Raw genomic sequence first — 26,029 nt, forward strand, 5'->3', positions numbered from 1 at the left:
GCCCAGAAGAATGTGGTAACAGTAACCCATACCCGATCATTAGCGCTGGCGCTGCCAAACGGCAGCAAGGAAGATAAACGGTTTTTATCCAGGTCCGCGGCACAGGTTCTTTTGGAAATGGAATGTGAGTGTCACCAACCCTTACCAATTAAAAACGGAACAATTTGACGCCCATTTCCAGGCAGTGCGAGAGGGAAGACTGCTCTACCTGAACGATCGCAAGGGAGGGGAATACCTGCTTGTAAAAACAAAATAAACGGCCCGGCTATTCCTGCAGCCGTTTTAATTTTTCTTCAATAGCCGTCCTCTCATTGAGGGTGGCTATTTCTTTGGTGAGTGCCTGCCGGTAGAATTTTATTGCGGCCGCTTTGTTGCCCGATTTGCCGGCCATATCTCCCGCCAGCGCATAGGCATGGTAGTAATTCGGGTTGCTGGCCACAATACTGTCTGGATCGGCCATACCGCCATCGAGTATGCGCTGTTTAAAACTGCGGAACAATTCAAACTGCCTGAAAGCCGGGGTGTAAAGCAGGCTGTCCGGTGCCACCACCAGGCTGCTGTCCATGATCTCACGGTCTGCGCGCATGCCTTTCAGGCTGAATACCTTGTTCAGATCATAACAAACATATTGACCCACCTGCCAGGGAGCCGTGGAAACCCATACCAGTCGCTTCTTCGGTTCAAATACAATGGAGTGATGCGCAATCAGTTGGTTGATGGCTTTCTCATTGCCCAGGCCAATATCAGCCCCCTTTAAACCCTTTGTATCGCGAAGGATACTGATGGTTTGCTGCACAGTGTTGACAGGTGCCTGGTCCAGCAATTCCATCACCCGCTGGTACCGGTACTCGGAGGCACTTTCCCTGACCTGTTGCTGGTTGGATGGCAGAGCGCCCAGTGCCTTGCTCTGGAAATGGTTGGCACATACAATATAATTCTGCCGCGGATCGTACACGTCAAGCGCCTCCGGGGTTTTCTCCACTACCACGGCCTTGTTGTCTGCGGCGGATCCTACCAGGAAGGACTCGGATACAAACATGGTACGACTGCGGGCAATGGTTATGGCCTGCTCTATATTGGCGGCATATTGCAATATTTCCCGGGCCACCAGCGAAACAGGTGTGGCCGAGCCGGGTGGCAAATCGGTTTTGGCTGCGTTGATGGTCACCGTTAGTCCTTTCTCATTCATGCCCGAAACGGCGCCGGTAAATCCACCCCAGGTTACGGTCATGAACCCATAACCGCTGTCGGGCTTTATGAAGGCAACGATCTTGTCTTCCGCAAACTTATCACCCACATAAAAATCAAAATTCCGCCCGATGATGAACGCGCTGTCCTTCGAATGTGCGTCCCAGGTTCCAAAAGAAGTACATCCTACAAGGGCCATACTTTGCAGCGCATGACCAATATCGTGAGCCGCATGGTAATTCAGGATTCTCTGGTAGGGTGTGCCAATGTATCCGTATTTGCCGGATGCCGCCATGGATACACCATAGATCTCTTTGCGGTATTCCTCTTTTACATTGGCAGGCAGGTCGCGGTTGAACCAGCCGATGAAATATTTCAGGAAATGGCGGTAGAACGTGGAAGGGATCATCTTTTCGATCTGTTCACTGAAATGATCTTCCTGGCGCTGTACCAGTTCCCTGGTGAGTTTGCCATTGATAACACCCCGCTCAAATGCGCCGCCTTCCACATACAACTCGTATAAACCTGACCGGCTTTTCCTGAACCAGTTGTTGCCGAGAAAATAAAAATCCTTTGACGGATTGCTGCGTTCGGTTTTTTCTATGCTGCGATCTGCAATGGCAGGCGGATCTACCCTGGAAACAAAGTACAAATAGATGAACAATCCAGCCAGCACTGCCAGGAAAAATCCCAGCAGGTACAATAACCACTTTCCTATTTTCCTGATTTTAGGCATTCCTTATTTTTTCGATTAAGGTATTTGAATCCACCAACTCTGTGCAGGTGGCCAGCGCACTGATGGTTACTCCCAGGATGCCGTGCAGCAGCAGGTTTTGCCCGGTAAGATAGAGATTGGGTACCCGCGTGCGGGAGGGCAGGTAGGTTCCCATCGGATCACGAAAATCCTTGGCAATGCCATACATGGAACCATCCGCCGTTCCTATATAATCGCGGTACGACAGGGGCGACGTGCAGGTAAAGGATTGGATCTGGCCACGTAATCCCGGGAACTTCCTTTCCACAAAAGCAATCAACTGTTCCGCCTTTTCCTTTTTGAACTGTTCATAATCAGCGCCCCGATCAGCTGGTTCCGAATCGGTATTGAATGTATCCTGCCAGCGGGCGACCTCTTCGTAAGGCATATACGCCAGGATACTCAGGGCCTCCGTATGAGCAGTGGAACGGGAAGAGGCTGAAAAGAACACACAGCAACTCTGCGGCCATTTTCCCTTATCACATTTGATGGCACCCCATACCCCATCCGTATCATGGATATAATAATTATGCCGGTAATAGGGAAAAGCCCCTGGTTTCATAACCGCGTTTACGCAAAACGAAGAAATGGTATTATTGAGCCGGTTGATCCGGTTCCTGTATGCGGCCCTCAGCATGGTCGTTTCAGTCATGGCAAGGGTTTGCTGCGGATGTATATTTGAGATAAAGTGTTTACCCCGCACCCTGGAGCCGTCTTTTAATTCCACATAACTGATTCTTTCATTTTCTTCCGCTATCCGTATTACTTCCGCGTGATTCCTGATCACCCCTCCATTATCGCGGATTCTTTTTGCCAGCCATTTGGTGATCTGCGAACCGCCATCCACACATTTCCAGGAACTTTCAATATAACTGTTCAGTACCAGGGCATGCACATAAAATGGAGTCTTATATGGTTCTCCGGCATATAAAAAATTGTTGCCTGCCAGTACTTCCTGCAGGCGCGGGTTACTGGTTATTGATTCAATATAGGTTCTGGTATCGATATCAAGTACTGCCGATTTCTCCACCAGTCCGCCGCCTGACTGCAAATGGTACATTGGAAACCTTGCGCAAATCTCCCGGATCTTGTCGCAGTAATTACGGATATTTTCTTCTTCACCAGGAAAATCTGCAGCCAGCTTTTCTATAAATCGATCATAGCCCTGCGCCATCGCATACTCTTTGCCGTCTTCCAGGAAAGCAATCCGGTCAAAACCGGCTTCATCCATTCTCTCCAGGTTCAACTTATCCATCAGGCCAAGGTATTTGAATACCTGGTAAAGGTTCTGACCTTTATCAAGTCCACCGATATAATGCACACCACTGTCAAATAAAACCTTATCCCTGGCAAATGTCTGGAGGCAGCCGCCCAATTGCCGGTTCTTTTCGAGTATGCATACCCGGTAGCCTTCCATTCCCAGTACCGCGCCGCAGACCAGTCCGCCCAGTCCGCTGCCTATTATGACTATGTCAAACTCAGTCTGCATGGCTTCCCTCCTTTTTTTCCAGCACAAAAATAATATTGGAGGTCCGGCCCGATTCGTCAATCTCATCGCAGTTAAACCCATTGGCGCCGGCAAGTCCGCGAATGGTGGAGCCTGACATAAACGACAGCCCCTCCTGCCTGGTTTTATTGAATCCGAAAACTTTTGTTGAGAAGAATTCAGTCAATTTTGTGCCCCTATGGCGGTTTTCCATTTCCGCGTTTCCTTCCCGGATAATCAGCCTGCCGCCCTGATTCAGGTGTTGCATACAGGTAAGGATTACCTGTTCCTGTAGCGTCGGTGGCAGGTAATGCAGCATATCACATACCAGTATGGTGTCATAGGGTTCAAAGTGGAAGGTCAGTACATCCCCCTGCACAAAACGTATCTTTTCATTCCGGCTGTAACAGTGATTGGCTGTGGCGATTTTATCTTCATCATAGTCCAGTCCGGTAATATCCCTATCCGGTCCGGCAAAATGCAGCATGTATGACATGAATCCATATCCGCATCCAATGTCCAGTATCCTGCCCTGGCGGGGAACGAGCTGGTCAAATCGTTCATAATCCTTTTCCAGCAAGGTTTTGATGCGCATATACCATTCCAGCACCGGTCCTTTATACAGGTAACACGATATCAGTTGTTCACGGAACCAGTGTGTGTGTTCGTATTGTTCGCGGCGCTCCATGTATGCCTGCTTAAAGGCCCTGCTGATACGTTTTGTCTTCTCCGCATAACCATTCCCGTAAGCGGTATCGGCAGCTTTTACCCTTGGGAGGTATTCAATGGTAATGGTTCCGTCTTTCAGCATGAAATCCCCCTTGCTCATGGTGTACCCGGTTCCATGCAGCAGGATCGGCAGGATGTCGGCCTGCAATTGCTCCGCCAGGTAGAAAGCTCCCTTGTGAAATCGTTTCATCGTGCCATCATAGGAACGGGTGCCTTCCGGAAATACTGCGATGGAGTAGCCATGTTTCATTCTGTCGGCGAGTTTCTCCACGCTGGTTTCAACACCTTTTGCAACCGGATAGTAATCGGCCATCCTTACCACAAACCCGAATACGGGTGAGTTCCAGACCCAGTCATTTGTCAGCAGGATGATCTTTGGGTTCAGCATGATAAGGGATAATATATCCAGGAAACTCTGGTGATTGCTCACAATCACGGCGGGTTCCTTAAACTGCTCATTGCCCGGGTTGATAATCTTCTTTTTCACATTACCCATGATGTACATCATGCTCCAGGCAAGCTTCGAAATCAACCAGTGAAAAATATACTTCGATTTTTCCTTTGCAAAAGGATTCAGTTTTACCAGCAGAAACCCTGTCACGGTCAGTAACAGTGATCCCAAAACGAAATAGAAAAAGGCAAATACCGATTTGAACAGGCTCCATAAGGTAAACGGAGGCTGGCCCTTACTGGTTCGGTTACTGATTAGCGCCCTGAACAGAACGGGGATGAGTACCTGCGATATCAGCACCACACAAAGGATACCGGTAATGGCTATCAACGCGATGCTTTTCAGTGATGGGTGTTTGGCAAAGATCAGGACGCCCAGTCCGGCCACTGTGGTTACCGCCGACAAAAATATAGAGGACCTGAAGGAACTGCTGTTTTTCTTACCCGTCTTATATTCCTGCAGCAACCCATCCAGCGTGAAAAGGCTGTAGTCATCACCCAGACCGAAGATCAGCGCGGAGATAATGATATTGACGATATTGAATTTGATACCGGCAAGGCCCATGATACCTAGTATCCAGATCCAGGTAATCATCATGGGAATGAAAGCGATCAACGCCAGTTCAATCCGCCCAAAAGAAATCAGCAATACCACGAAGACAATGGCCGCCACCATCCAGCTGATGCTGTTGAAATCATTTCGCACCATATCCACCAGGCGGCCGGTCACATATTGCATGTCCAGCACAGATACATTATCCGTTTGATCAAATGCTTTGAAAATGTCTTCCTTGTGCTCAGGTGATGTTTTGACCATTGTCAGGACTTTCACCACACCCGGCTGCCTGATCACATAGGATTCCACGAGGCTGGATGACATGGCCAGCGCCACGGAATCATCCATCATGGTAAATGGTTTCTCCAGCATCTGAGCTGCCGGTTCAATCGACTTCGGACTGAACCCGATGGCGGCCCCTTCCCTTTTAAGGTTCTCCAGCAATTGCTGTTTTCTCTCCGGCGTCCAGTAGGCATTCCACTTTAATATCCTCAGCCGCTGCAGCGAATCCGACACAAGCACAGAAGCGAGTCCGGAATATTTCCTGACTATCTTTTGGTCTGCCAGTTCATTCAGCCTGGCCACCACTTTTTCATTGTGTTGAAGGGCCTCTTCCAGGGTTGTTCCTTTAGATACCACATACACGGACTGCAGTGCAAATGCGTTGAGCTGGTTCACTTCCTGCTCTGATTGCTTTAACCGGGGCGACATGTAATTCATCCTGTTCATGTCCGGCTCAAATCCTACATCCTTTACAAAGAACGCAAAGAATATTGTCAGTCCCAGTATAAGCCATACCAGCTTTTTATTGGATTCGATCCTGTATGCAGCCAGCCTGTCCAACCAGCCTTCCCTGTGTTTACTACCGGTGTTGGGTACCCGAATCAGTTGTGGTAAAAACACCAGCGATGCCAGTGAGGCGCCGATCAGGCTGAAAGCCGCGAACAGCCCAAGATCGCGCAGCATTTCAGATTGCACAAACTGGAGGCATAGAAAACCACCGATGGTGGTGATGCTTCCGATGGTCATCGGGTGGGACAGGTCGTGTAATACTTCCTCCATATCCGGGCGATGCCGGTGATGATTGAAAACGTGCAATGAATAATTGACCGCGATTCCCAGGATGATAGAACCCGTACCCAGGGCAATGACCGAGATGGATCCCTTGATCAGGGTGATGGCGGCGAGCGATAAAAGGGCGCCGAATAAAGCAGGCACCAGGATCAGCACGGGAGCTGATTTCCTGCGGAAGTAGAGTGCAAAGAAAAGAATAAGGAAAATCACTGTAATGCCCTGTGTCAGCATAGTGTCCTGCCGAAGTTGAACGGCGTTACCCACTGCTACTGCCGTCCCCCCAAAATAAGAAACTGTAAACCCGGGATGATTCAACTGCAGGCTGTCAATGACTTTGTCAAGCCCATTTAGGAACTCCGCGTTTTTACCGGTATTGTTTTTTGGAAAGGCGGGTGTGATGAACAGGATCAGTTGCCTGCCATCACGTGTAATGATATGGTTGTCGTATAATTCAAACTGCTGATCGTATTGCAGCAACTGCAGTTTTTTCAGTGCGGGGCTGCTTATTCCGGAAGGATCTTTTGCGATGAATTGCTTGAGTGCCAGTCCGGCCGGCGAGGTTAACGTCCGGTAGTTTCTTTCCAGGGTAGCCCTCACTCCTTCCTGCGTAATCAGCGAGTCAATGCTGGCATAGTCCCGCGGTTCCAGGAAAACCGGCAGGTGCTCATGAATATTATCGAATAGTGAAAATGTAACGTCCTCCTCTACCTGGTGTGCCACTTCGCTGACATACTGGCTAAGGGAGGCGTTCACCTTTTCCGCCAGTTCATCTGCCAGCACAACCAGTGAATCGGTAGTGGTAGTGGCCGGATCTGTGGACTTTATGGTGAGGATCATTTTATCCAGCAGTTTGGATTGCTGGAAGATCTCGTTCAGCTCGCGGGTTTTTTCATCTTTTGGAATGATGCTGGTAATATCTTCTTCCAGGTGCAGGCGGGAAGCGATCAATGCAGGTATACCGAATGCCAGGACAAAACAGGACCAGAATACCAGCCTGTGTGTCTTAAAGTAACGGTAAATCAGCACAAAGATATTTTCCATAAGCAGGCCGGGTCAGAGCACATGACCGGTTTTCTTGTTAAACATTTTCATTACAAGGTATGAGAAAAGTCCAACTGCCAGTCCGGCTATTACTGCCAGGGTAACACTGCCGAGCAGGTATTGTTGCAGGTTAGCCTCGATCGATGCCAGGCTAAGGTCTGAGGTCATGGGAACAGCGGTTGCTTTCTCACCCATCCAGGGAGCGCCGGCGAGGAAACTTCCGTAGAGGATAAAGGGGATCATGGGTGGTATGCTGATATTGGCTGCTGTAATCACCAGTGCCTTATTCAGTTTCAGCAACAGCGCGATGGAGATGCCCACGATCAGTTGGAAGCCCCAGATCGGTACAATTCCCATGAAAATGCCGAACCCGATGGAGATGGCTTTTCTTTCATGCGACTGTCCCGGTTCCAGTAATTGCATCAGCAACTCTTCGCGTTTGTCCCGGTGAAAAAGTGAACGAAAAAAATCCCTTGGTTTGATATAAAAGAAGGCGATGAAAAAAAGTATCGTGTTCAGGATACTGATGCGGGTGAAGTCTTTAAACGGCCGGAAATGGGATACGCGCTCGGCTGCCGGCGGATAATAAACGGCAATCGGCACGAAGTGTACGTCAATGCCCTTCCAGGCGGAACGCACCAGCACTTCTACTTCAAATTCGTATTTGACAGTGAAAAATTTCATTTTTTCCATGGCCTTCACCGGGTAAAGCCGATAGCCGCTCTGGGTGTCCGGGGCTTTAATGCCGGTGTACAACCAGAACCAGAAATTGGAAAAACGGTTGCCGAAACTACTTTTTCCGGGAACGTTTTCCTGGTCAAGGTTACGGGCGCCGATGATGATGGCTTTGGGATGGGCGGTGATGGTATCCAGCAGGGTCGGCAGGTCTTTGGCGAAATGCTGGCCGTCGGCATCAATGGAAATGGCATAGTGATAGCCCTCCCGGCGGGCCCTTTCAAATCCCTGGCGCAGGGCCCAGCCCTTGCCCCTGTTCTTTGCGTAACTGACCAGTTTTACCTGGGGGAAACTGGCTGCAATGGCAAGCGTTTCATCCGTTGACCCATCGTTTACCACGATGATCTCATGCGTAAACCGGCATACATCTTCGATCACTGCTTTGAGTGATCCGGCATTGTTATAAGTGGGAATCAGCACACAGGCCTTGTGCGCCTGGAACTGTTGCTGGTATATCGGTGTATCGGACATGAAACGGACTCAGGTTGCTTTCTGCCCGCAATTAACGAAAAAACCGGCGAAATGCTTGTGGGAAAGGGATATTCGGAGGCTCCCGGCAGTTTTTTTTGAAATCTGGCTCTGCCATATTATTTTTCGGAACCATTAAACCAATACACACATGAGGATTTTATTTATGCGGCCGGTCCGGGTCTTTGCAGGTGGTGGCGATCCGTCTCCCAACCTGGTTACCATCCGGCTCAGCCAGCGTTTGCAGTTCGGAAGAAGGGAGTAGCCGTTTATTTCTGTATACCGATGACCTGCCTTTCCTGGTTCCAGCCATAGTATTCAAGTCGTATGTCCTTGCCCGTGAATGTTTCGGGATAGTCCGCCACAATGGTTGTCCTTTCCCCGGGCAGGATGGACAAATAATTGTCGGAATAGAATGCAGGCAGGATGCGCTCCCCTGATCCTGCATGTATTAAAGCAAGACGATTGAAAAAGGATACCGGTGCGGTTTCCGGGTTGCTGAGGGTTATGGTTACCCGGCCTCGGCCTGTATGTGTTGCACTAACCTGCAACCGGCCTGCAGGCATTTCCTGCAGGGCTTTATACTTTCCGTCCGCACCCGGCAGCCAGTAAAGGTTTTCGCTTATAAGGGTCTTGTCCGTTCCCTTTAGTTTCAGGGATACAAAAACACCTGATTGCTTATGGAGGGATTTCAGGAAACCATTCATGGGAAAATATTTCTTCGCCATGGATGGCCCGATTTCATTAAAGATCAGGGTATAGAGGCTATCCCTTCCCGTTAGTACATCGTATACCCGCGCTTCCATCATCAGGTCGCGACGGGTGGTGAATCCATTGTTGACGATCATCACCATACTGTCGGCCGGATTCATCATGATATGCAGGGGTTCACTGCCTTTCCGTAATCCGTAAAGGCAGGCGTTGGGATCCAGGTAGTAGTCGTACATCTGCCCTCTCAGCGCGGTCCAGGGATTCTGTGTTTTCCAGATCATCACCCCGGTATACCAGTGCCACATATGCGAAGAAAATCCTTCGGCCAGCGCTCGGTACTGGTCATAGTTCACCAGTTGGGCTTTCATGGCGAAATCTTCCGCATCGGTTGCCGGACCGTATTTGTCAATATGTTCGCCGTAGCCGATGTATTTGTGGTATTGCCACACGGAATCAATTTTGCCGCGGTGTTGCGGCGGCGTCATATTGCCGGCCGGAATGAATCTTTTGAGCGAGGCGTAGTCGCCCACGCCCACCGAACCGATCTCTGAATTGTAGGGAAAGGTTTTATGGGTCCAGAAAGAATTAATGTCCTGGATATTGTACGGCCCGTCGCCATTTCCCCCGATGGTATTAAGCGACATGCTGTCACTGTTGGAATAATCAAAGAAATAACGGGTACCATCAAGCGCAGGCAGCAAAGAATCTTTTATTGCATGGAGGATGTCTTCAGGCGGAGTGATCTCGTTTCCGCCGCACCAGAAAGCCAGGGAGGGATGGTTGCGGATCATTCTGACCTGGTCGGCAATGGCCCTGACCACCAGCGGATGGTCGTCGGGATATTTTCTTCTCGTCCACTGGTCTTCCTTTTTCATGGGATCCAGCCATCGGCCATTGCAATCGCCGCTGAACCAGAAGTCCTGGAAGACCAGCATCCCGTATTTGTCGCAGGCCTGGTAAAATTCGGGCCGCTCGGTTAAAGCCCCACCCCAGATGCGGATCAGGTTGAGGTTCATATCGCGGTGAAAGCGGACTTCTGCATCGTATCTTTCTTCACTGAACCGTAGCATGGCATCGGAGATGATCCAGTTGCCTCCTTTGATGAATATCGGTTGCCCGTTTACGAAAGCCTGCATGCTCCCTGTCTGCGGGTTCCATGAATTGTCGATCTGCCGGATGCCAAAACGGATGGTTTCTTCATCGTGGCTGGCTGTACCCTGGAGGAACTGCAGTTTTATGTCATAGAGTTCCTGCGCGCCGTAACCATTCGGCCACCAGAGGCGGGGATTATCCAGTTTAAGGTCAGGCAGACGAATCTCCTGCCGGCTGTTGGCTGGAATGGTTACCTGTTTGGATATTGTTTTCCCTTCCAGTTGGTATTGTAATATTCCGCTGACTTCCCCTGGGGTTGGATTTTCCAGTTCAGCGGAAACCCTGATGACGGCGGGTTCCTGGCTGGCGCCGGGATAGCGTTTGCCTTTTACTTCCGTAACTATATGCGGGTTCTGCACATTGATGCCGCCTGTCTTTTCAATGAACACCTTATCCCAGATGCCGGTATTCCGGTCGCGGATCGGCTGGATCCAGTCCCACCCCGCCACATACTGGTGCGTGAGTCCTTTTGCAATGGTGCCGTCACCGCCCTGTCCGCCATTTGGATTACCGGGGTGGTCCGGCGGATATACGATTACAGCAAGGCGATTGGTACCATTTTTAGCAAGAAAGGGAGTGATATTATACTGCTGGCGGAGGAACATACCTTCATGTGTGCGCGGGTTTATTTTTTTGCCGTTGAGGTAGATCTCCGATTTGTAATTCACCCCGCGCAATTGCAGCCAGGCCTGTTCCTGCGGCAGCACCGTTTCTTTGAAATCCTTTACAAACCAGTAGGTGTACTGGTCATTGCCGGTATGGTAGATATCGGGGATCTTTTCATTGTTCATGCCATAAAAAGGATCCGGGATCTGTTGGTTGTTCAGCAGGGTGGTGAGAACGGTACCCGGAACGGTGGCGGGCATCCAGCCTTTCAACGGATAGGATGGCTGAGAAATGGCATTGCCATTGGCCGTGGTATTTTTGACATTTATGCAGCGCCAGCCTGAATTCAGTTCATACCGTTGCTGGGTGTACGCAGTGATGTGGATCAGGGTAAGCAATGCGCCGATGAGTAGGCAGGCAAAGGGATGGTGGTGATAAATATGCTTGATCATTTTCTGTTTTTTTCTGCCTTACGCGTCTGACGTGCGTCTGACGTACGTCAGACGCACGTCAGACGCGTAAGGCAGAAATCAAAAATAGTTATCTGTTTATTGTTGCCAATATTGATATTATCAAACCAGTTATCCAGATGTGCGATTCCCGACCTGGTATGCTCAGTGTTTATCGCCTCCAGTAACAGTAAAAGCTTTCGCTGCAGCGTTTGCAGGAATTGAAATTCCTCAGAAAGGGAAGGCAGAAATAATTTTTTTCCCTGCATCGTATGAAAAAATAATTATATTTCTGGTAATCGGATGGCTTCTTTACAATCAACTCCATGCGGTTAGTAAAAAATATACTGGTGTATTGCGGCTGGATCAACTGGTTCCGGTGAAATTTTTGTTCGGTACCATTGAAGACCCGGTTTTTGCCAGAACGGTGAATGAATATTTCTTTTCTGCCGTTGATTGTTACAGAAATCTTCCTGACATGGCTTCCGGCCATCCCTCCAAAAAAGAAGGCAACTTATCCTGTCAGGATCGCTGGGTTTGTTTGGAATACTTAGCGCTCAGCTTGCAGGCGCTATACCTGATTCCCAGGATGGTGAACCAGTCATTGTACAATCGGAGGAAGGAATTCTCCGCTGACCATCATGATTTCGAAAGACCGCCAGGGAAATGAAAGCATGTGTTTTTGCAGGGAAGAGATTGCATCCGGTGAAGCCATCCCGGTACACAAACACCTGAATGAGGATGAACTCATTTTTGCCTATGCGGGTGAAGCAACGATGCGAATCGGACAGAAGGAGATCATTTTGAAACAGGGGGCTGTGGCCTTGATACCAAAAGGCGTGTGGCATGGGGTGAGGAATACGGGCAAAGAAAAATTCATCATGGTATTCAGTTATTCCCCAGCTGGTTTTGAAGAGTATTTCAGGGAAATGGGATCACCTGCCGGCACGCCCTGGCAGCCAAAGAGTCAGGCGGAATTCGACAGGCTGGAGAAAAAATGGGGCATCGTGTATGAATAATACCCCATAAAAAACCGCTGCTTTCGGGGGCAGCGGTTTCCTATGCGTCTGACGCACGTCTGACGTATGTCTGACGTACGTCAGACGCGCGTCAGACGGGTTATCCTACTTCTTCGGTTTTCATCATCTTGGTGAAGCGGTTACGGTCGTTCTCATCCAGGTAGATTTTACGCATCCGAATGAAATTCGGCGTTACCTCAATACACTCGTCGTGCTGGATGTACTCCATGCACTCTTCCAGGCTCAGCAGGGTCTTCGGCGCAATGCGGGTAGCATCATCGCTTCCGCTCGCACGGTGGTTGGTCAGCTTTTTGCCTTCCGTTACGTTCACCACCAGGTCACCGGGCTTGATGTTCTCGGCAACGATCTGTCCCGCGTACACATCTTCTCCCGGATCCACAAAGAAGGTTCCGCGATCTTGTAATTTATCGATAGAGTAACCGGTTGTTTTTTCTGTATTCTTGGAAATGAGCACCCCGTTGTTGCGTCCGGGGATGGGTCCCTTCCAGGGCTTGTACTCGCTGAAACGGTGGGCCATCACGGCTTCGCCGGTAGTAGCGGTCAGCATCTGGGTACGCAGACCAATCAGTCCGCGCGAAGGAATTTCAAATTCCAGGTGCTGCATATCACCCTTGGTTTCCATCACGTGCATCTCACCCTTTCGGCGGGTTACCAGGTCAATTACCTTGGAGGCGAATTCCTGCGGAACGTCCACCACCAGTACTTCATACGGCTCACATTTCTTGCCATCGATGGTCTTCACGATCACCTGCGGCTGTCCTACAGTAAGTTCGTATCCTTCGCGGCGCATGGTTTCGATCAATACGCCCAGGTGAAGGATACCACGGCCATATACCTGGAAACTATCACCACTATCGGTATCGAATACACGAAGTGCGAGGTTCTTTTCGGTTTCCTTCATCAGGCGGTCGCGCAGGTGACGTGAGGTCACAAACTTACCGTCCTTACCAAAGAAAGGAGAGTTGTTGATGCTGAACAACATGTTCATGGTGGGCTCATCCACGCTGATCACAGGTAATGCTTCCATTACTTCCTGGTCAGAAATGGTATCACCGATATTGAAGTCTTCCAATCCAACCACTGCACAGAGGTCACCGGCCAGCACTTCTGTTACCTTGCGCTTGCCCATGCCTTCAAATACATAAAGTTCACGGACACGCTGCTTTTTAACGGTGCCATCGGCCTGCATCAATGCGATCGGCTGGCCTTCCTTAATGCTTCCACGGGCAACTTTTCCAATGGCGATACGGCCAAGGAAGGAAGAATAATCGAGGGAAGTGATCTGCATCTGCAGGGGACCTTCTGCCACTTTAGGCTCAGGTACGTATTTCAGGATGCCATCCATCAACGGCATGATGTCCTCACAGGGGGTGAGGCTGTCGTTGAACCAGCCATTCTTTCCGGAACCGTAGAAGGTCGGGAAATCGAGCTGCTCTTCTGTAGCATCGAGGTTGAAGAATAATTCAAAAACCGCATCGTGTACTTCATCGGGACGGCAGTTGGGCTTGTCGACCTTATTGATCACCACGATGGGCTTCAGGTTGAGGTGCAGGGCTTTCTGCAGCACGAAACGGGTCTGCGGCATGGGGCCCTCGAAGGCATCCACGAGCAGGATAACCCCGTCGGCCATTTTTAACACGCGTTCCACCTCACCACCAAAGTCGGCGTGACCGGGTGTGTCGATAACGTTGATTTTCACATCTTTGTAAGTAACTGCAGCGTTCTTACTGAAGATGGTAATGCCTCGTTCGCGTTCCAGATCGTTGTTATCCATGATCAACTCACCGGTATCCTGGTTCTCGCGAAACACTTTTGTAGTGTGGAGGATGCGGTCAACCAGGGTAGTCTTACCGTGGTCTACGTGTGCAATGATTGCAATATTTCTGATGTCCATAATGTACTTACTCGGGCCCTAATTGGCGCGCAAAGGTACGCCTATTTACTGGGCTGGCAAGCAATCCGGAATAAAGATTATGTTATATATATGCCTGTTTCCGCTTACACCCTGATATAAATTTTCCTTCTGTCCAGCCACCAACCGGCAAGCCAGCAGATCATCATTATCGAAAGCGCGAAAAGGAAGGATCCTATATATCCACCGAAACGACTGAAAACCAGGTCATAAAGATGAGTGTACCAGGATGTTCCGTCCGGTGTCTTGAAAAACCACAGTAAAATAGCGATCAATTCTGACAGGAGATAAATAAAAAGTGGATTTTTCCCGAATACAGTAAAAAACGAGGTCCAGCCGGTTTTCTTCCTGATGTCAGCTATGTAGATGACAGCTCCCAGGATGTTGGCGCCCAACCCCACGGTCAGTACTACGAAAGAGCTGGTCCAGAGTTTCTTATTGACCGGGAACACCCCGTTCCAGCAATACGCTATAAACAGCGCCGCTACTCCTGCCAGCAACAACAGTCCCAGGGTCTCCCAACTGGTACCTTTCCGCCTCACCAGGTCGCCCGCCCAGAAACCGGCCACCACATTCGCCACTGCCGGCATTGTGCTGAGCAAACCCTCCGGATCAAATGCAACCCCTTCCCCATGGTACAGGTGGTTCTCACCGACCAGCCACCTATCCAGGTAAAAGCCTGCATTTCCCTGCATGCTTAAAGGATCGGCCGGATCCCCGAACCAGTACAATATGCCCCAGTATAGCAACAGAAAGACTACAGCAAGGATATAGGTTGCCCTGGGCTTCAGCCACCAGATCATGGTGGCTGCGATCCCATAACAGAGTGCGATCCGCTGCAAAACCCCGAACACACGGGTCTCGGAAAACGGGAAAGCACTGAAATCCTTACCATCATATTTCACAAACGGGAACCAGTACATCAGGTATCCGAGCAGGAAAATAATTAAAGTTCGCTTAAGGATCTTCGTTAGCACCGCACTGTTGCTCATCGTTTCCCATCTGGGCAATACAAATGCAATGGCATTCCCGACAGCAAACAGGAAGGACGGAAATACCAGGTCGGTTGGTGTGAAGCCATGCCACTGGGCATGCAGCAGCGGTGCGAAGGTGGTGGCGGAGTTTCCGGGCGTATTTACGATGATCATGAAACAGACGGTGAGTCCGCGAAAAACATCCAGCGCCAGGAAACGGGCAGGGGCAGTTTTATTCATGTAAGCGAATTAGTTTATCCGAATGTAACATGTTTCTTGCGGTCAGGCGGGATTCTGACAGACAATTTGTAGCTTGTAGCATCAATAGTTTTTATGCGTAAAAAATGGTTGCTGGCCATTCCGGCACTGCTCTTTGTTGGATATATCGTGGGACCTAATCCGTCTACTCCCGTTTACCGTACCGACCTGCCGGTACTGCCTTCCGATGCCGGGGAACTGGAGACCCACATAAAAAACAAGGAAGCCGAACACAAAATAAAGCCCGATAACCAGGCCCGCATCGTCTGGTTCAATGATTCCATCAAACAACAGACGGAATACGCCATCGTTTACCTGCATGGATTTTCCGCCTCCCAGTTTGAAGGAGCGCCTACGCATACCAATATCGCCCGTAAATTCGGCGCCAACATCTACCTGTCAAGGTTAGCCGAACATGGCATTGATACCACCGACGCACTGGTTAATCTGACGCCGGAAAAATATTGGGAAAGCGCTAAGGAAGCATTGGCTATCGGAAAGCAACTGGGGAGAAAGCTGATCCTGATGGGCACATCTACGGGCGGTACCAACGCCATCCAGTTGGCAGCAACCTACCCTGATGATGTCCATGCGTTGATACTGCTATCCCCCAATATAGCCATCAACGACCCGAATGCCTGGCTGCTCAACAATCCATGGGGATTACAGGTGGCGAAACTGGTGCTGGGCAGTCCATACAGATATTCCTCCGACAAGCGACCAATGTACAACCAGTACTGGAACAGCCCCTACCGGCTGGAAGCGACAGTAGCGCTGGAGGAAATGCTGGAAACAACCATGTTGCCGGAAACTTTTTCGAAAGTAAAGCAACCCGTATTGCTCCTGTACTACTACAAGGATGAGGACAACCAGGATCCGGTGGTAAAGGTATCCGCTATGCGGGAAATGTTTCACCAACTGGGTACGGCACCCAATTTAAAAAAGGAAATATCAATGCCGCTGACCGGCGATCATGTGATCGGCTCCCCGTTCAAATCCAGGGATGCAGCCGGGGTGGAAAGGGAGATAGAACAATTCATGAAGCAGGTAGTCCTTCAGCAACAGGTGTCAGATTCCAACCATCCTTGACGACTCATACATCTGTTCGAGGTTGTAGTCAGTTGCAAGTCTTTTGTGATTGACGATATCGACGATGGTACCGATGAGACAGAGACCTCCTGTGAGAAAGTAAACTACGCCCAGTCCAACTTCCCCGGTGATCATGCGCTGGATACCTGCTACGCCGATAAAGCCAAGGCAGGTCAGCAAAAGAATTTCATCAGGCTTTTTTCTTTTACCGCTGTAGAGCATCAGGAACTGGTTTCGCTGGGAGTCGGTCATTTTGCTGGTGAGTTCCCTTATCCCGGCCATCTCTTCCGGCTGCAGTCCGGGCAGCCCCATCAGGTAATTATCCATGAATTATGTTTTGGGTTTTATAGTTAACTGTTACCAGTTTGATGATTCGTGCTGCAATGGCTAACAGTGCAGGTATGCCTGCCCAATGATATGTAAGGGATTGTGTAAAACGGCCATGCATAACCGCATTAATGCTGCGACCGATTCCGCAACCCATACAATTACCTTCGCCCGGCACCAGGTCAATTCCGGCTGCCCTGAAAGGACACCACCCCTGTGCATTTTCAGCAGGGTTGATCATGGTATAAAGCCACACCATGGCTCCGGTCCAGATCAGCAACTCATTGTTACGGTATAACCAGTTGATTACCATCCACCCAAATATAATTAAATTCCACCTCCCTTTCACCTCTCAGGTATCCAATATCAGTTCTCACCACTCACCCCTATCTTTGTTTACTAAACAGCTTGCTATGATCCGCTCCAGAATCGCCGGAATTGGAATGTATGTCCCGAAGAATGTAGTGACCAACAACGACCTTACCCAGTACATGGACACCAATGATGAGTGGATCCAGGAAAGAACAGGAATAAAAGAAAGGCGCTGGGCGGACCGGACCGGCGAAACCACTACCACCATGGCGGTGGAGGCAGCGCGGATCGCTATTGAAAGGGCGGGAATCACCGCGCAGGATGTTGACTTTATCGTATTCGCCACATTATCTCCCGATTATTATTTTCCCGGCTGCGGGGTATTGGTGCAACGTGCCCTGAAGATGAAGGAGATCGGGGCGCTGGACGTGCGCAACCAGTGCAGTGGTTTCGTGTATGCCTTATCGGTAGCCGACCAGTTTATCCGCACAGGAACCTATAAAAATATTTTAGTAATAGGCAGTGAGAAACATTCCTTCGGGCTGGACCTTACCACCCGCGGCAGGAATGTATCCGTGATCTTTGGTGATGGCGCCGGTGCGGTTATCCTGCAACCCACTACAGAAGAAGGCCGCGGGATATTAAGCACCCATCTGCACAGTGATGGCGAAAGCGCAGAGATCCTGGCTATGTATAACCCTGGTACCCATGCCAACCATTGGGGTCATCATGCCGACTTTAACGATGCGCCGGTGGCAGACATGTTCATGAGTCATGCCATGATCGACAATGCGCAGAATTTCCCCTTTATGGACGGACCGGCAGTATTCAAAAAAGCCATTGTCAAATTCCCGGAAGTAATCATGGAAGCGTTGGAAGCCAGTAAACTCAAACCATCCGATATCAATATGCTGATACCGCACCAGGCAAACCTGCGCATAGCACAGTTCGTGCAGCAGAAACTCGGACTGGGTGATGACCAGGTGTACAATAATATCCAGCAGTATGGAAATACCACAGCGGCATCGGTGCCCATTGCCCTTTGTGAGGCCTGGGAAAAAGGAAAAATCAAGGAAGGCGACCTGGTATGCCTGGCTGCCTTCGGCAGTGGTTTCACCTGGGCCAGTGCACTGTTGAGATGGTAGGATTTTAACCTGTTTTAGCCGGATATTCACTTACGGCTGGTAATTTATTAGGATAAGGTTAATTTAAGGTCTGTTTTACACTTAAAACGACCGATATGAAGGTTCTGCATTTTACCATCCCGGTACCGGGCGAAAGAAATATCATAGTGCAGCGGGATAAAATGCCTTATATGTATCCGCACCTGCACCGCCATGATGAAATGCAGCTCACCTGGATTATCAAAGGGGAAGGCACACTGGTAGTGGAAAATAATATGCACCCGTTCCGGTCCAACGAGATCTATTGCATCGGCGCCAACCAGCCCCATGTATTTAAGAATGAACCCGATTATTTTTCCGGTGACCTGGAGGTGGAAGCGCTGACGATCTTCTTCAATCCGAATGGAAAACTCCGGCACCTTTTTGAACTGGCAGAAACCAGGCAGATCAGGAGTTTCCTCCACAAGCACCGGACGGGTTTCATGTTACCCGAAGAAACTGTTGAAGAGATCAGCGGTCAGATATCACTGATAGAAGAACAGGGCGGGGTTGAACAGCTAATTTCCTTCCTGGATATGCTCAGGAAATTCTCTGCCTTCACCAACCTGAAAGAACTTTCGGGCATATCGGAAATGGCAGGATTCAGCGAGCATGAAGGGATTCGGCTGGGGAATATTTACAACTATATCCTGGGCAATTATGCCCGGCAAATCACCCTGGAGGACGTTGCCCGGCAGGCGCATATGACTCCGCAGGCGTTCTGTCGATATTTCAAAAAAAGGACCCGGCATACATTTGTATCCTTCCTGAATGAAGTGCGCATCAATGAAGCCTGCAAGAAATTGACGGACGGAACATTTGACAGTATTTCCGCCATTGCCTACAACTGCGGATTCAACAGCATCACCAATTTCAACCGGGTGTTTAAGTCCGTGGTAGGAAAATCACCCAGCGAATATGTGGAGGAGTATTTCCTGCATACGTATGAGGCAGCGAGTTAGGGAATTCCGCTCCAAAAAAACATTGCCTTCACAACAGGTAATGCCGGGTAAAACAAACACGAACAACTAATATATATCTGGCTTATAGTGGTTATTCAGACCCGGAATAAGGTGACCTGCTTCCGTGGAATTTCCAATAAAGAGACAGTTTTCACGCATCATTTTATCTGCAAAAAACACCAGTTGGTGTAAAATGTCTTCCAGGCATTGAATCCCAGCCCCTGTTTACCGATGGGGAAAATAATGGAGGAAGCGGAATTCGGAATGGAATTGCCTAAATAATAGGCTGCCCTTTTATCCCGGCTCTCACTTACTACCTTTCGATAACTCAGTTTCCTGTCCTTATCGACCAATGCCTCCACCAGTGCCAGGTCGCCGGCGCTTTTCGTTGCAACTGTCTTTTCACCTTCAGACCGGTCCACATTGGTTTCATTATCATTGTAAACAATAACGATTTCATTCCCGATAACTGAGCTAATCACCCCTGAGGAAGAAACAGAAACGGAGGGCGATTGTACCAGCTTAATAGTTCCAGAGCCACTACCCGCGGAACTGGATAAAACCATTTTCCTTGGAATGGCCACATGCTCAAATGTTTTGTTGTTCATATCAGGAAAAAAAAGAAGCACCGGACCAACGTTCAGGGTGGAAGTAGTCACCGTCTTTGTCTCGTTTCGCATGTTGGGCACCGATTGAGAGATTTTTACGTCAACATGCTCCGGACTGCCGGAAATGGCAATGGATCCATTTTCCAGTTCCATCAGTGGAAATTCCGCTCTGTATAATCACTATTTTCCGTCAATAATTGATCACAGAAATCAATGCAGACAAAATCGCTGCCATTAGAGAATTGATTCGAAATTTGTACCTGACTAATAGTGGTCATTCAGGCCCGGAATAAGGTGGTCAGCTTCAGTGGAATTTCCACCCTATTCCCCCATCTTGATATCCGCATACTGCCAGGCCTGCTCAAATTCCTGCTGAACTTGCTTCGCTTCGGGATGCTTGTTCTGCAGGGCTAATGACCGTTGCAGTCCGGCTAAGGCCCAGCCGTTTTTCCTCCATTGCTTCAAATCCTGCCGGTACACTTTTTCGGCCGCAGCATATTGTCCAGATTGTAATAAGGTGGCGCCCAGTTGATGGCGGACAGAGAAAAACCAGTCCGGCGGCTCATTATAGTTCAGGCCATCTTCCAACGCAACGGCCCGCTCCAGCAGCGCAATGGCGGTGTCTAACCGGCCCTGCCTGCCCGCAAGGTTGGCTGCCAGGGAATGCCGCGCAATCTGCACCAGGTCCGCCACGGTATTGATATTCCAGATTGACAGCTTTTCCAGGCTGCTGTCGGTAGAAATAATTTCCAATGCCGCCAGTTCCTTTTGCGCATTTGCCAGGTCATTCTTACCCGCAAATGCAGTACCCCTGGCGTAATGCCAGATCGCTTTAGGATAAGGCAGATGGTTGGGCGGACTGGGAAGCGACAAAATGGTATCATACATACCAAGCTTCGTTGCAATGTAGTAGGGTATGGAATAATAATGCTGCAGGGTGCCCCATCCCGGCATTTGCATGATCTCTGCAGAGGTATTGTGCTGCAGTTTCCGGGCTGCCATCCAGGCCAGGGCTGAATTCCCTTCCAGCGTGGCCGTCGCCGCCAGGAAATGATAGTTGTGCGGATAATATGCCAGCGGATAAGCGCCCTGTGCATGACAGGCAGTAATATAGGAACTGTCCACCTCCACCGCCTTGAGATTGGACAAAGTGCCCTGGTGGTAGTCGCCCGTATTGATGTAAATATGAGAAGGCATATGTACCAGGTGCCCCGATCCCGGCACCATCGTCAACAGCAATGCTGCACTGGGAAGCGCTTTCTCCGGACTGGCAGATGCTTCCAGCGCATGAATATAAAAATGATGCGCGCCGGGATGACTGGGATGCAGTTTCATTAAATGTTCCAGCACTGCCAGTATTTCACCGGTCCAGGGCTTGGGCGCCTTGCTGCCCTTTTCATACAGATCCCAGGGATGCAGGTCCATCATAGCCTCCGCATACAGCGCCCCGATATCAGGATTGTTGGGATATTGGTCAAACACTTTTTTCATGGCATTGGCATAGGCAATATCCAGCGGCGAACGGTCTGCGGGCGGCTGTTCCGAATATCTTTGCCCCAGGGCTTCGATCAGCGCAGCTTCTGCCGGCGTGGCATTTTTAGCCAGTGCGCGCGCCCGGGTAACGGCCTCGTATGCCCGCTGAAAATTATCCTCCTCCATACCTGCATTGTAGTTGGGACCCAGCACAAATGCATAGCCCCAATATGCCATGGCACAGGAAGAATCAATCCGCATGGCTTCATAAAAGGAACGGGCGGCTTCAGCATGGTTGAACCCATAAGCCAGCATCAGTCCCTGGTTGAAATACTCCTGCGCTTCCTTATTGTTGGTGGTGATCCTGAAATGTATTCCTTCCAGTCCAGCCAGCCGGGGCGCTTTTTTGCCGGATGAATACCAGTCCTTATCATGGGTGGGTGGCGGGGAGCAGCTTATGGATTTCCTTTGGGCGGGTTCGTCCAACAGCCCCTCCTTTGTTCCCGCGCTGTTATTACAGCTATAGAGCAGGAAGCAATAGAGCAGTAACAGTTGAACCTGTTTCATAATGTTGGTTTTCTACTGGACAATCCATTCGTGAATACCCGCCGAATGTTCTTCCGGCAGTTGCACTTCCAGTCGCAATGCCCTGGTAAGCACCGGTTTGAACCTAACCATATTATACCTGTCTTTACTGATGGCATCAGAAGCAATCACCTCTACAGGCACCCATCTTCCCTTCTCAAGATAATAAATTTTATAATATGTCGGAATTCTGCAGCCACCAAAAGGCGCATCATCAAACCAGTAAACTTTTGATTCACTTACCATGTAGTCCTGGTCAAAATCATACTGAACCCATTCCAGGGTATTCTGTTTAGGCCACCAGTGCAGGTAAACAGAATTGTGATCCTGCGCATCCGCGGGTTCATACTGGTCGTTGAGTCCGCGCAGCATCCTGGGGTTGGACTGCGAAGAGCTGACCTTACTTTTTGATGCGATGGTGGGCGAGGGTTTGGGGCGGACAGACGATTCGTTGTAGGGAATCCAGACCTGCATTTCACCGGCACCGCGGTTATTCCAGGAATAATATGGAATTGCCTTCACGGTTTGTGCTGTTTTCAACAAGGCTTCTGAATTCAACTGCCTTTTGGTGGAAATACCTTTGGCAGTTAACACCATCACGCCATTCAGCAGACCAGGTTCATAGCCGGAAACAAAATCAGCCTGGCGGTCCACCATGATATTGTTGACCGCACTATCGAGGTTATCAGCACCTTCCAGGCAATACACCAAGGGCCCCCGCTGCAAGGCAAAACGATTTAGGTCGTCCTTTACTTTTTGATTGGCGAGCACTTTTTCAATTTCCATCGGCAGCTCCAACTCAAGTTTATCACCCTTGCTCCAACTGCGGCTGATCACGGCATAACCCTTCTCCATCAGGTATTTCACCGGCTTCCCATTCAGTCGTATGTTAACGGGCTTTCTTTCCTGGTCGAGGAATTGGTACAAACTACCGGGAACGGCTTCCTGCCTGGCCCAGCCGGGAATCCTGAGGTGTATGGTGAAAGCTGATTTTTTATCGGGATCAACTTTTAAAACCACTTTCCCCTTCCAGGGATATTCTGTTTCCTGGCCGACAGACAGTTTTCCAGCCGGCATATCGATCTGCGATGCACTGGCTACATAAAGATTCACATAAAGATGGTTATCCCGCTGCGCATATACATAACCGGGAATTGACGGCATGAACCGCGTCATGTTAGAAATGCAACAGGCACAGCCAAACCAGGCACTGCGCTGGTGCTGTCCCATGGATGCCAGCGGGTTGGGATAAAAGAAACGGTCACCACTCAACGAAACCCCTGAAAGCAGGCCATTGTAGAGGATGCGTTCCAGCACATCAATATAGCGGGCATCGCCGTTCATGAGGAACATGCGGCTGTTCCAGTATACATTGGCAATGGAGGCACAGGTCTCCGCATAGGCCGACATATTCGGCAACTGGTAAGCCGCGCCAAAAGCTTCCCCATTTCCCGTAGCACCAATGCCGCCGGTCAGGTATAATTTATGTTCCACCACATCCTGCCAGATATCGTTGATGGCACGGATATATGCTTTGTTCCCTGTTAATGCCGCCACATCAGCCATGCCGGTATACATATACGCTGCGCGCACGGCATGGCCTACCGCTTCATGCTGATCGGTTACCATTTTGTGCGACTGGCTGTATTCGGCTCCCCTGATCCGGCCATTGCCCCTGATATCCAGGAAGAACTTTGCCAGGTCGAGGTATTCCTTCTTACCGGTTACCCTGTACATGCGCGCCAGTCCCATTTCCACCACCTGGTGTCCCGGAAAATAGGCGGCTTTACCCGGACCGAAATCTTTCACCAGCAGGTCGGCATTTTTGATGGCAATATCGAGGAAGGATTTTTTTCCGGTTGCCAGGTAATGTGCCACAGCGGCTTCGAACAGGTGCCCCGAGTTATACAATTCGTGACTAAGATCGGGATCATTTTCCCAGCGCTTCGGACTGATCCAGGGATGCAGGGTATCAGGCTTCATGGTCCGGAAAGTATAGAGGTAACCATCAGGCTCCTGTGCATCACCGATGATGGCGATCAGTGTATCGAGGGTTTTATCCAGCGCCGGATCAGGTTTTGTTTGCAATGAATAGGAAGCCCCTTCAATCAGTTTGTACAGGTCGGTATCATCAAACGGGTATTCGGTGATTTTTCCAACGGGCATCTTACCTGCTGCCTTCAGGAAATTATCAATGCGCCCGGTTTCCCTGCATTTCTGCAAGGTGTAGGGGATGGTAACGCTGGCATTCACTTCCATCTTGGGCGCCCAGAACCCATCGTTGAAATGCACCTGGGTAAATGGTACCGGCCTGATCGGATAATCGCCCTTAACGGATTGTGCATGCAGCCCGGTAGCCATTACTGCACAGGCTAATATCGATGCAATTGAACGGATTCTCATGTTTACTAAATTTAAAACGGCTAAAATTATTTTAAATGTATGCATGACATTTATAAATAAGTGAACACAAATTGACTGTTGCTGCACATATTTTCTCCTTCCCTTCCTGTACGTCCGGATTTGTTTGTAAATTAAGTGTCGTAACCGAAATTAAAACGATCAATATGTCAAGTCAACGCCGGAATTTTCTCCGTAATACGGGTGGACTGTTATTGGGCACCACACTTTTGCCTGTTTTCACTGAGGATTTGCTAGCTGCTGTTCCTGCAACAACCGCCCCTTCCGACCAGTTAACTTTTGGACTGATTGGCGTTAATGGAATGGGATGGAGCAACCTGCAGGCCTTGCTGAAGATACCAGGAACGAGATGCGTGGCACTCTGTGATGTAGATGAAAATGTTCTCAGGCGCAGGGCGGCAGAGCTGGAAAAAATCAATATGCCGGTAAAGACTTATTCAGACTACCGCCAGTTGCTGGATAACAAAGAGGTGCAGGCAGTGATTATTGGCACTCCCGACCACTGGCATTGCCTAATGATGACTGATGCCTGCGCGGCAGGAAAATATGTGTATGTGGAAAAACCATGCGGTAACTCCGTGGAAGAATGCGCTGTGATGGAAGCTGCCCAGCAACGATATAAAAGCATTGTACAGGTTGGTCAGTGGCAACGGAGCGCCCCGCATTTCAGGGATGCCATCGATTTTGTACACAGCGGAAAACTGGGCAATATCCGCACGGTAAAATCCTGGGCCTATATGGGCTGGATGAAACCGGTTCCCATTAAACCGGATGGCACACCGCCTCCCGGTGTGGACTATACGAAGTGGCTGGGACCGGCCACCAGCAGGCCTTTCAATAGCAACCGTTTCCATTTCAATTTCCGATGGTTCTGGGATTATGCAGGCGGGCTGATGACAGACTGGGGTGTTCACATGATCGACTATGCGCTGCTCGGCATGAAGGCAGGATTTCCCAACAGGGTTCTGGCTTCTGGCGGCAAAATGGCCTACCCGGATGATGCCTCCGAAACACCGGATACGCTTACCGCCGTATTTGAATATGACAAATTCAATATGGTATGGGAACATGCCACCGGTATTGATCTCGGTCCATACGGACTCACCCATGGGACTGCTTTTATCGGTAATAACGGAACACTGGTACTGAACCGTGAAGGCTGGTATGTAACACCAGAGAAGGGAAAGATGGAAGCCGTTGAACTGCAGAAAGACCAGGGAACGGCATTGGTAAGGCATATGCAGAATTTTGTGGATGCCATCAAAGCCGGATCACCCGATGGTTTGCACACCCCCATACAGGAAGCATCGCTCACCGCACAGGTTTGCCAGTTGGGAAATATTGCTTTCCGCACCCGGGAAAAACTGACCTGGAATCATGCTAAAAAATCATTCGATTCCGCTGCGGCGAACAAATTACTCAAAGCGCAATACCACAATAATTACAAGCTTCCCCGGATTGGATAATATCCGGTTAGCTGCCGTCGATATCAGGCAAGGCAGCCAG

Annotated in this window: 18 protein-coding genes; 6 read left to right on the plus strand and 12 right to left on the minus strand. The window is 49.7% G+C overall.

The features are described 5' to 3' along the window. Positions 1 to 265: 265 nt before the first annotated feature. The 5 genes from BC349_RS13090 to BC349_RS13110 all read right to left on the minus strand — a co-directional run bounded on the left by BC349_RS13090 (position 266) and on the right by BC349_RS13110 (position 11,402). The gene (locus BC349_RS13090) at positions 266 to 1,924 is read right to left on the minus strand and encodes a C45 family autoproteolytic acyltransferase/hydrolase (protein WP_187257220.1); all 1,659 of its coding nucleotides are present in this window, start codon (positions 1,922 to 1,924) and stop codon (positions 266 to 268) included. Beyond that, positions 1,917 to 3,431: a phytoene desaturase family protein gene (locus BC349_RS13095; protein WP_187257221.1), complete on the minus strand. Its 1,515-nt coding sequence runs from the start codon at positions 3,429 to 3,431 to the stop codon at positions 1,917 to 1,919. Before BC349_RS13095 ends, BC349_RS13090 begins: the two co-directional genes overlap by 8 nt. After that, a complete protein-coding gene (locus tag BC349_RS13100) occupies positions 3,421 to 7,278 on the minus strand; it encodes a trifunctional MMPL family transporter/lysophospholipid acyltransferase/class I SAM-dependent methyltransferase (RefSeq protein WP_187257222.1) in 3,858 nt (1,285 codons plus the stop codon). The genes BC349_RS13095 and BC349_RS13100 overlap by 11 nt, the downstream gene beginning before the upstream one ends. 12 nt (positions 7,279 to 7,290) lie before the next feature. Next, positions 7,291 to 8,484, minus strand: coding sequence for a DUF2062 domain-containing protein (locus tag BC349_RS13105; RefSeq protein WP_187257223.1), 1,194 nt, complete (start codon positions 8,482 to 8,484; stop codon positions 7,291 to 7,293). 266 nt (positions 8,485 to 8,750) lie between these two features. Further along, complete coding sequence (locus tag BC349_RS13110; protein ID WP_187257224.1) at positions 8,751 to 11,402, minus strand: glycoside hydrolase family 2 protein; 2,652 nt, start codon at positions 11,400 to 11,402, stop codon at positions 8,751 to 8,753. A 376-nt stretch (positions 11,403 to 11,778) separates the two neighbouring features. On the opposite strand from BC349_RS13110, the gene BC349_RS13115 reads away from it, so the two are divergent. Next, positions 11,779 to 12,069 carry a hypothetical protein gene (locus tag BC349_RS13115; RefSeq protein ID WP_187257225.1) on the plus strand — a complete coding sequence of 97 codons (291 nt, stop codon included), beginning with the start codon at positions 11,779 to 11,781 and terminating at the stop codon, positions 12,067 to 12,069. Next, positions 12,041 to 12,418, plus strand: a complete 378-nt coding sequence (locus BC349_RS13120; RefSeq protein WP_187257226.1) for a cupin domain-containing protein — start codon at positions 12,041 to 12,043, stop codon at positions 12,416 to 12,418. The genes BC349_RS13115 and BC349_RS13120 overlap by 29 nt, the downstream gene beginning before the upstream one ends. 100 nt (positions 12,419 to 12,518) lie before the next feature. On the opposite strand, the gene typA is transcribed toward BC349_RS13120, so the two are convergent. Together typA and BC349_RS13130 are read right to left on the minus strand one after the other, a co-directional pair. After that, positions 12,519 to 14,333, minus strand: a complete 1,815-nt coding sequence (gene typA / locus BC349_RS13125) for a translational GTPase TypA (RefSeq protein WP_222840172.1) — start codon at positions 14,331 to 14,333, stop codon at positions 12,519 to 12,521. A 104-nt stretch (positions 14,334 to 14,437) separates the two neighbouring features. After that, on the minus strand, positions 14,438 to 15,565 hold the full coding sequence (locus BC349_RS13130; RefSeq protein ID WP_187257227.1) for an acyltransferase family protein: 1,128 nt from the start codon (positions 15,563 to 15,565) through the stop codon (positions 14,438 to 14,440). Between the two features lie 93 nt (positions 15,566 to 15,658). Between BC349_RS13130 and BC349_RS13135 the strand changes: the two genes are divergently transcribed. Next, entirely contained in the window at positions 15,659 to 16,672 is a 1,014-nt protein-coding gene (locus BC349_RS13135; protein ID WP_187257228.1) for an alpha/beta hydrolase, read from the plus strand. Here BC349_RS13135 and BC349_RS13140 read toward each other — a convergent pair. After that, complete coding sequence (locus BC349_RS13140; RefSeq protein WP_187257229.1) at positions 16,652 to 16,999, minus strand: NINE protein; 348 nt, start codon at positions 16,997 to 16,999, stop codon at positions 16,652 to 16,654. The genes BC349_RS13135 and BC349_RS13140 overlap by 21 nt on opposite strands. Beyond that, complete coding sequence (locus BC349_RS13145) at positions 16,992 to 17,312, minus strand: DUF2752 domain-containing protein (RefSeq protein WP_187257230.1); 321 nt, start codon at positions 17,310 to 17,312, stop codon at positions 16,992 to 16,994. The genes BC349_RS13140 and BC349_RS13145 overlap by 8 nt, the downstream gene beginning before the upstream one ends. A gap of 100 nt (positions 17,313 to 17,412) precedes the next feature. On the opposite strand from BC349_RS13145, the gene BC349_RS13150 reads away from it, so the two are divergent. After that, positions 17,413 to 18,456, plus strand: a complete 1,044-nt coding sequence (locus BC349_RS13150) for a 3-oxoacyl-ACP synthase III family protein (protein ID WP_187257231.1) — start codon at positions 17,413 to 17,415, stop codon at positions 18,454 to 18,456. 95 nt (positions 18,457 to 18,551) lie between these two features. Beyond that, a complete protein-coding gene (locus tag BC349_RS13155; RefSeq protein ID WP_187257232.1) occupies positions 18,552 to 19,436 on the plus strand; it encodes a helix-turn-helix domain-containing protein in 885 nt (294 codons plus the stop codon). Between the two features lie 158 nt (positions 19,437 to 19,594). On the opposite strand, the gene BC349_RS13160 is transcribed toward BC349_RS13155, so the two are convergent. The 3 genes from BC349_RS13160 to BC349_RS13170 all read right to left on the minus strand — a co-directional run bounded on the left by BC349_RS13160 (position 19,595) and on the right by BC349_RS13170 (position 24,505). Beyond that, complete coding sequence (locus BC349_RS13160) at positions 19,595 to 20,197, minus strand: hypothetical protein (protein ID WP_187257233.1); 603 nt, start codon at positions 20,195 to 20,197, stop codon at positions 19,595 to 19,597. A 168-nt stretch (positions 20,198 to 20,365) separates the two neighbouring features. Next, complete coding sequence (locus BC349_RS13165; protein ID WP_187257234.1) at positions 20,366 to 22,084, minus strand: tetratricopeptide repeat protein; 1,719 nt, start codon at positions 22,082 to 22,084, stop codon at positions 20,366 to 20,368. A 12-nt stretch (positions 22,085 to 22,096) separates the two neighbouring features. Continuing rightward, positions 22,097 to 24,505 (minus strand): glycoside hydrolase family 127 protein, encoded by a 2,409-nt coding sequence (locus tag BC349_RS13170; protein WP_187257235.1) that lies wholly within the window; start codon positions 24,503 to 24,505, stop codon positions 22,097 to 22,099. Positions 24,506 to 24,669: 164 nt separating this feature from the next. On the opposite strand from BC349_RS13170, the gene BC349_RS13175 reads away from it, so the two are divergent. Further along, positions 24,670 to 25,989 carry a Gfo/Idh/MocA family protein gene (locus BC349_RS13175; RefSeq protein ID WP_187257236.1) on the plus strand — a complete coding sequence of 440 codons (1,320 nt, stop codon included), beginning with the start codon at positions 24,670 to 24,672 and terminating at the stop codon, positions 25,987 to 25,989. Positions 25,990 to 26,029: the final 40 nt, after the last annotated feature.

The sequence above is a fragment of the Flavihumibacter stibioxidans genome (assembly GCF_014332695.1).
Classification (GTDB): Bacteria; Bacteroidota; Bacteroidia; order Chitinophagales; family Chitinophagaceae; genus Flavihumibacter; species Flavihumibacter stibioxidans.

What these genes read in the sequence shown, in the direction of transcription:
- BC349_RS13100 (WP_187257222.1), bottom strand. Translation starts at nt 7,278, where the DNA reads ATGGAAAATATCTTTGTGCTGATTTACCGTTACTTTAAGACACACAGG.
- BC349_RS13095 (WP_187257221.1), bottom strand. Translation starts at nt 3,431, where the DNA reads ATGCAGACTGAGTTTGACATAGTCATAATAGGCAGCGGACTGGGCGGA.
- BC349_RS13120 (WP_187257226.1), top strand. Translation starts at nt 12,041, where the DNA reads ATGATTTCGAAAGACCGCCAGGGAAATGAAAGCATGTGTTTTTGCAGG.
- BC349_RS13175 (WP_187257236.1), top strand. Translation starts at nt 24,670, where the DNA reads ATGTCAAGTCAACGCCGGAATTTTCTCCGTAATACGGGTGGACTGTTA.
- BC349_RS13140 (WP_187257229.1), bottom strand. Translation starts at nt 16,999, where the DNA reads ATGGATAATTACCTGATGGGGCTGCCCGGACTGCAGCCGGAAGAGATG.
- BC349_RS13135 (WP_187257228.1), top strand. Translation starts at nt 15,659, where the DNA reads ATGCGTAAAAAATGGTTGCTGGCCATTCCGGCACTGCTCTTTGTTGGA.
- BC349_RS13155 (WP_187257232.1), top strand. Translation starts at nt 18,552, where the DNA reads ATGAAGGTTCTGCATTTTACCATCCCGGTACCGGGCGAAAGAAATATC.
- BC349_RS13170 (WP_187257235.1), bottom strand. Translation starts at nt 24,505, where the DNA reads ATGAGAATCCGTTCAATTGCATCGATATTAGCCTGTGCAGTAATGGCT.
- BC349_RS13090 (WP_187257220.1), bottom strand. Translation starts at nt 1,924, where the DNA reads ATGCCTAAAATCAGGAAAATAGGAAAGTGGTTATTGTACCTGCTGGGA.
- BC349_RS13145 (WP_187257230.1), bottom strand. Translation starts at nt 17,312, where the DNA reads ATGGTAATCAACTGGTTATACCGTAACAATGAGTTGCTGATCTGGACC.
- BC349_RS13160 (WP_187257233.1), bottom strand. Translation starts at nt 20,197, where the DNA reads ATGGAACTGGAAAATGGATCCATTGCCATTTCCGGCAGTCCGGAGCAT.
- BC349_RS13110 (WP_187257224.1), bottom strand. Translation starts at nt 11,402, where the DNA reads ATGATCAAGCATATTTATCACCACCATCCCTTTGCCTGCCTACTCATC.
- BC349_RS13165 (WP_187257234.1), bottom strand. Translation starts at nt 22,084, where the DNA reads ATGAAACAGGTTCAACTGTTACTGCTCTATTGCTTCCTGCTCTATAGC.
- BC349_RS13150 (WP_187257231.1), top strand. Translation starts at nt 17,413, where the DNA reads ATGATCCGCTCCAGAATCGCCGGAATTGGAATGTATGTCCCGAAGAAT.
- BC349_RS13130 (WP_187257227.1), bottom strand. Translation starts at nt 15,565, where the DNA reads ATGAATAAAACTGCCCCTGCCCGTTTCCTGGCGCTGGATGTTTTTCGC.
- typA (WP_222840172.1), bottom strand. Translation starts at nt 14,333, where the DNA reads ATGGACATCAGAAATATTGCAATCATTGCACACGTAGACCACGGTAAG.
- BC349_RS13105 (WP_187257223.1), bottom strand. Translation starts at nt 8,484, where the DNA reads ATGTCCGATACACCGATATACCAGCAACAGTTCCAGGCGCACAAGGCC.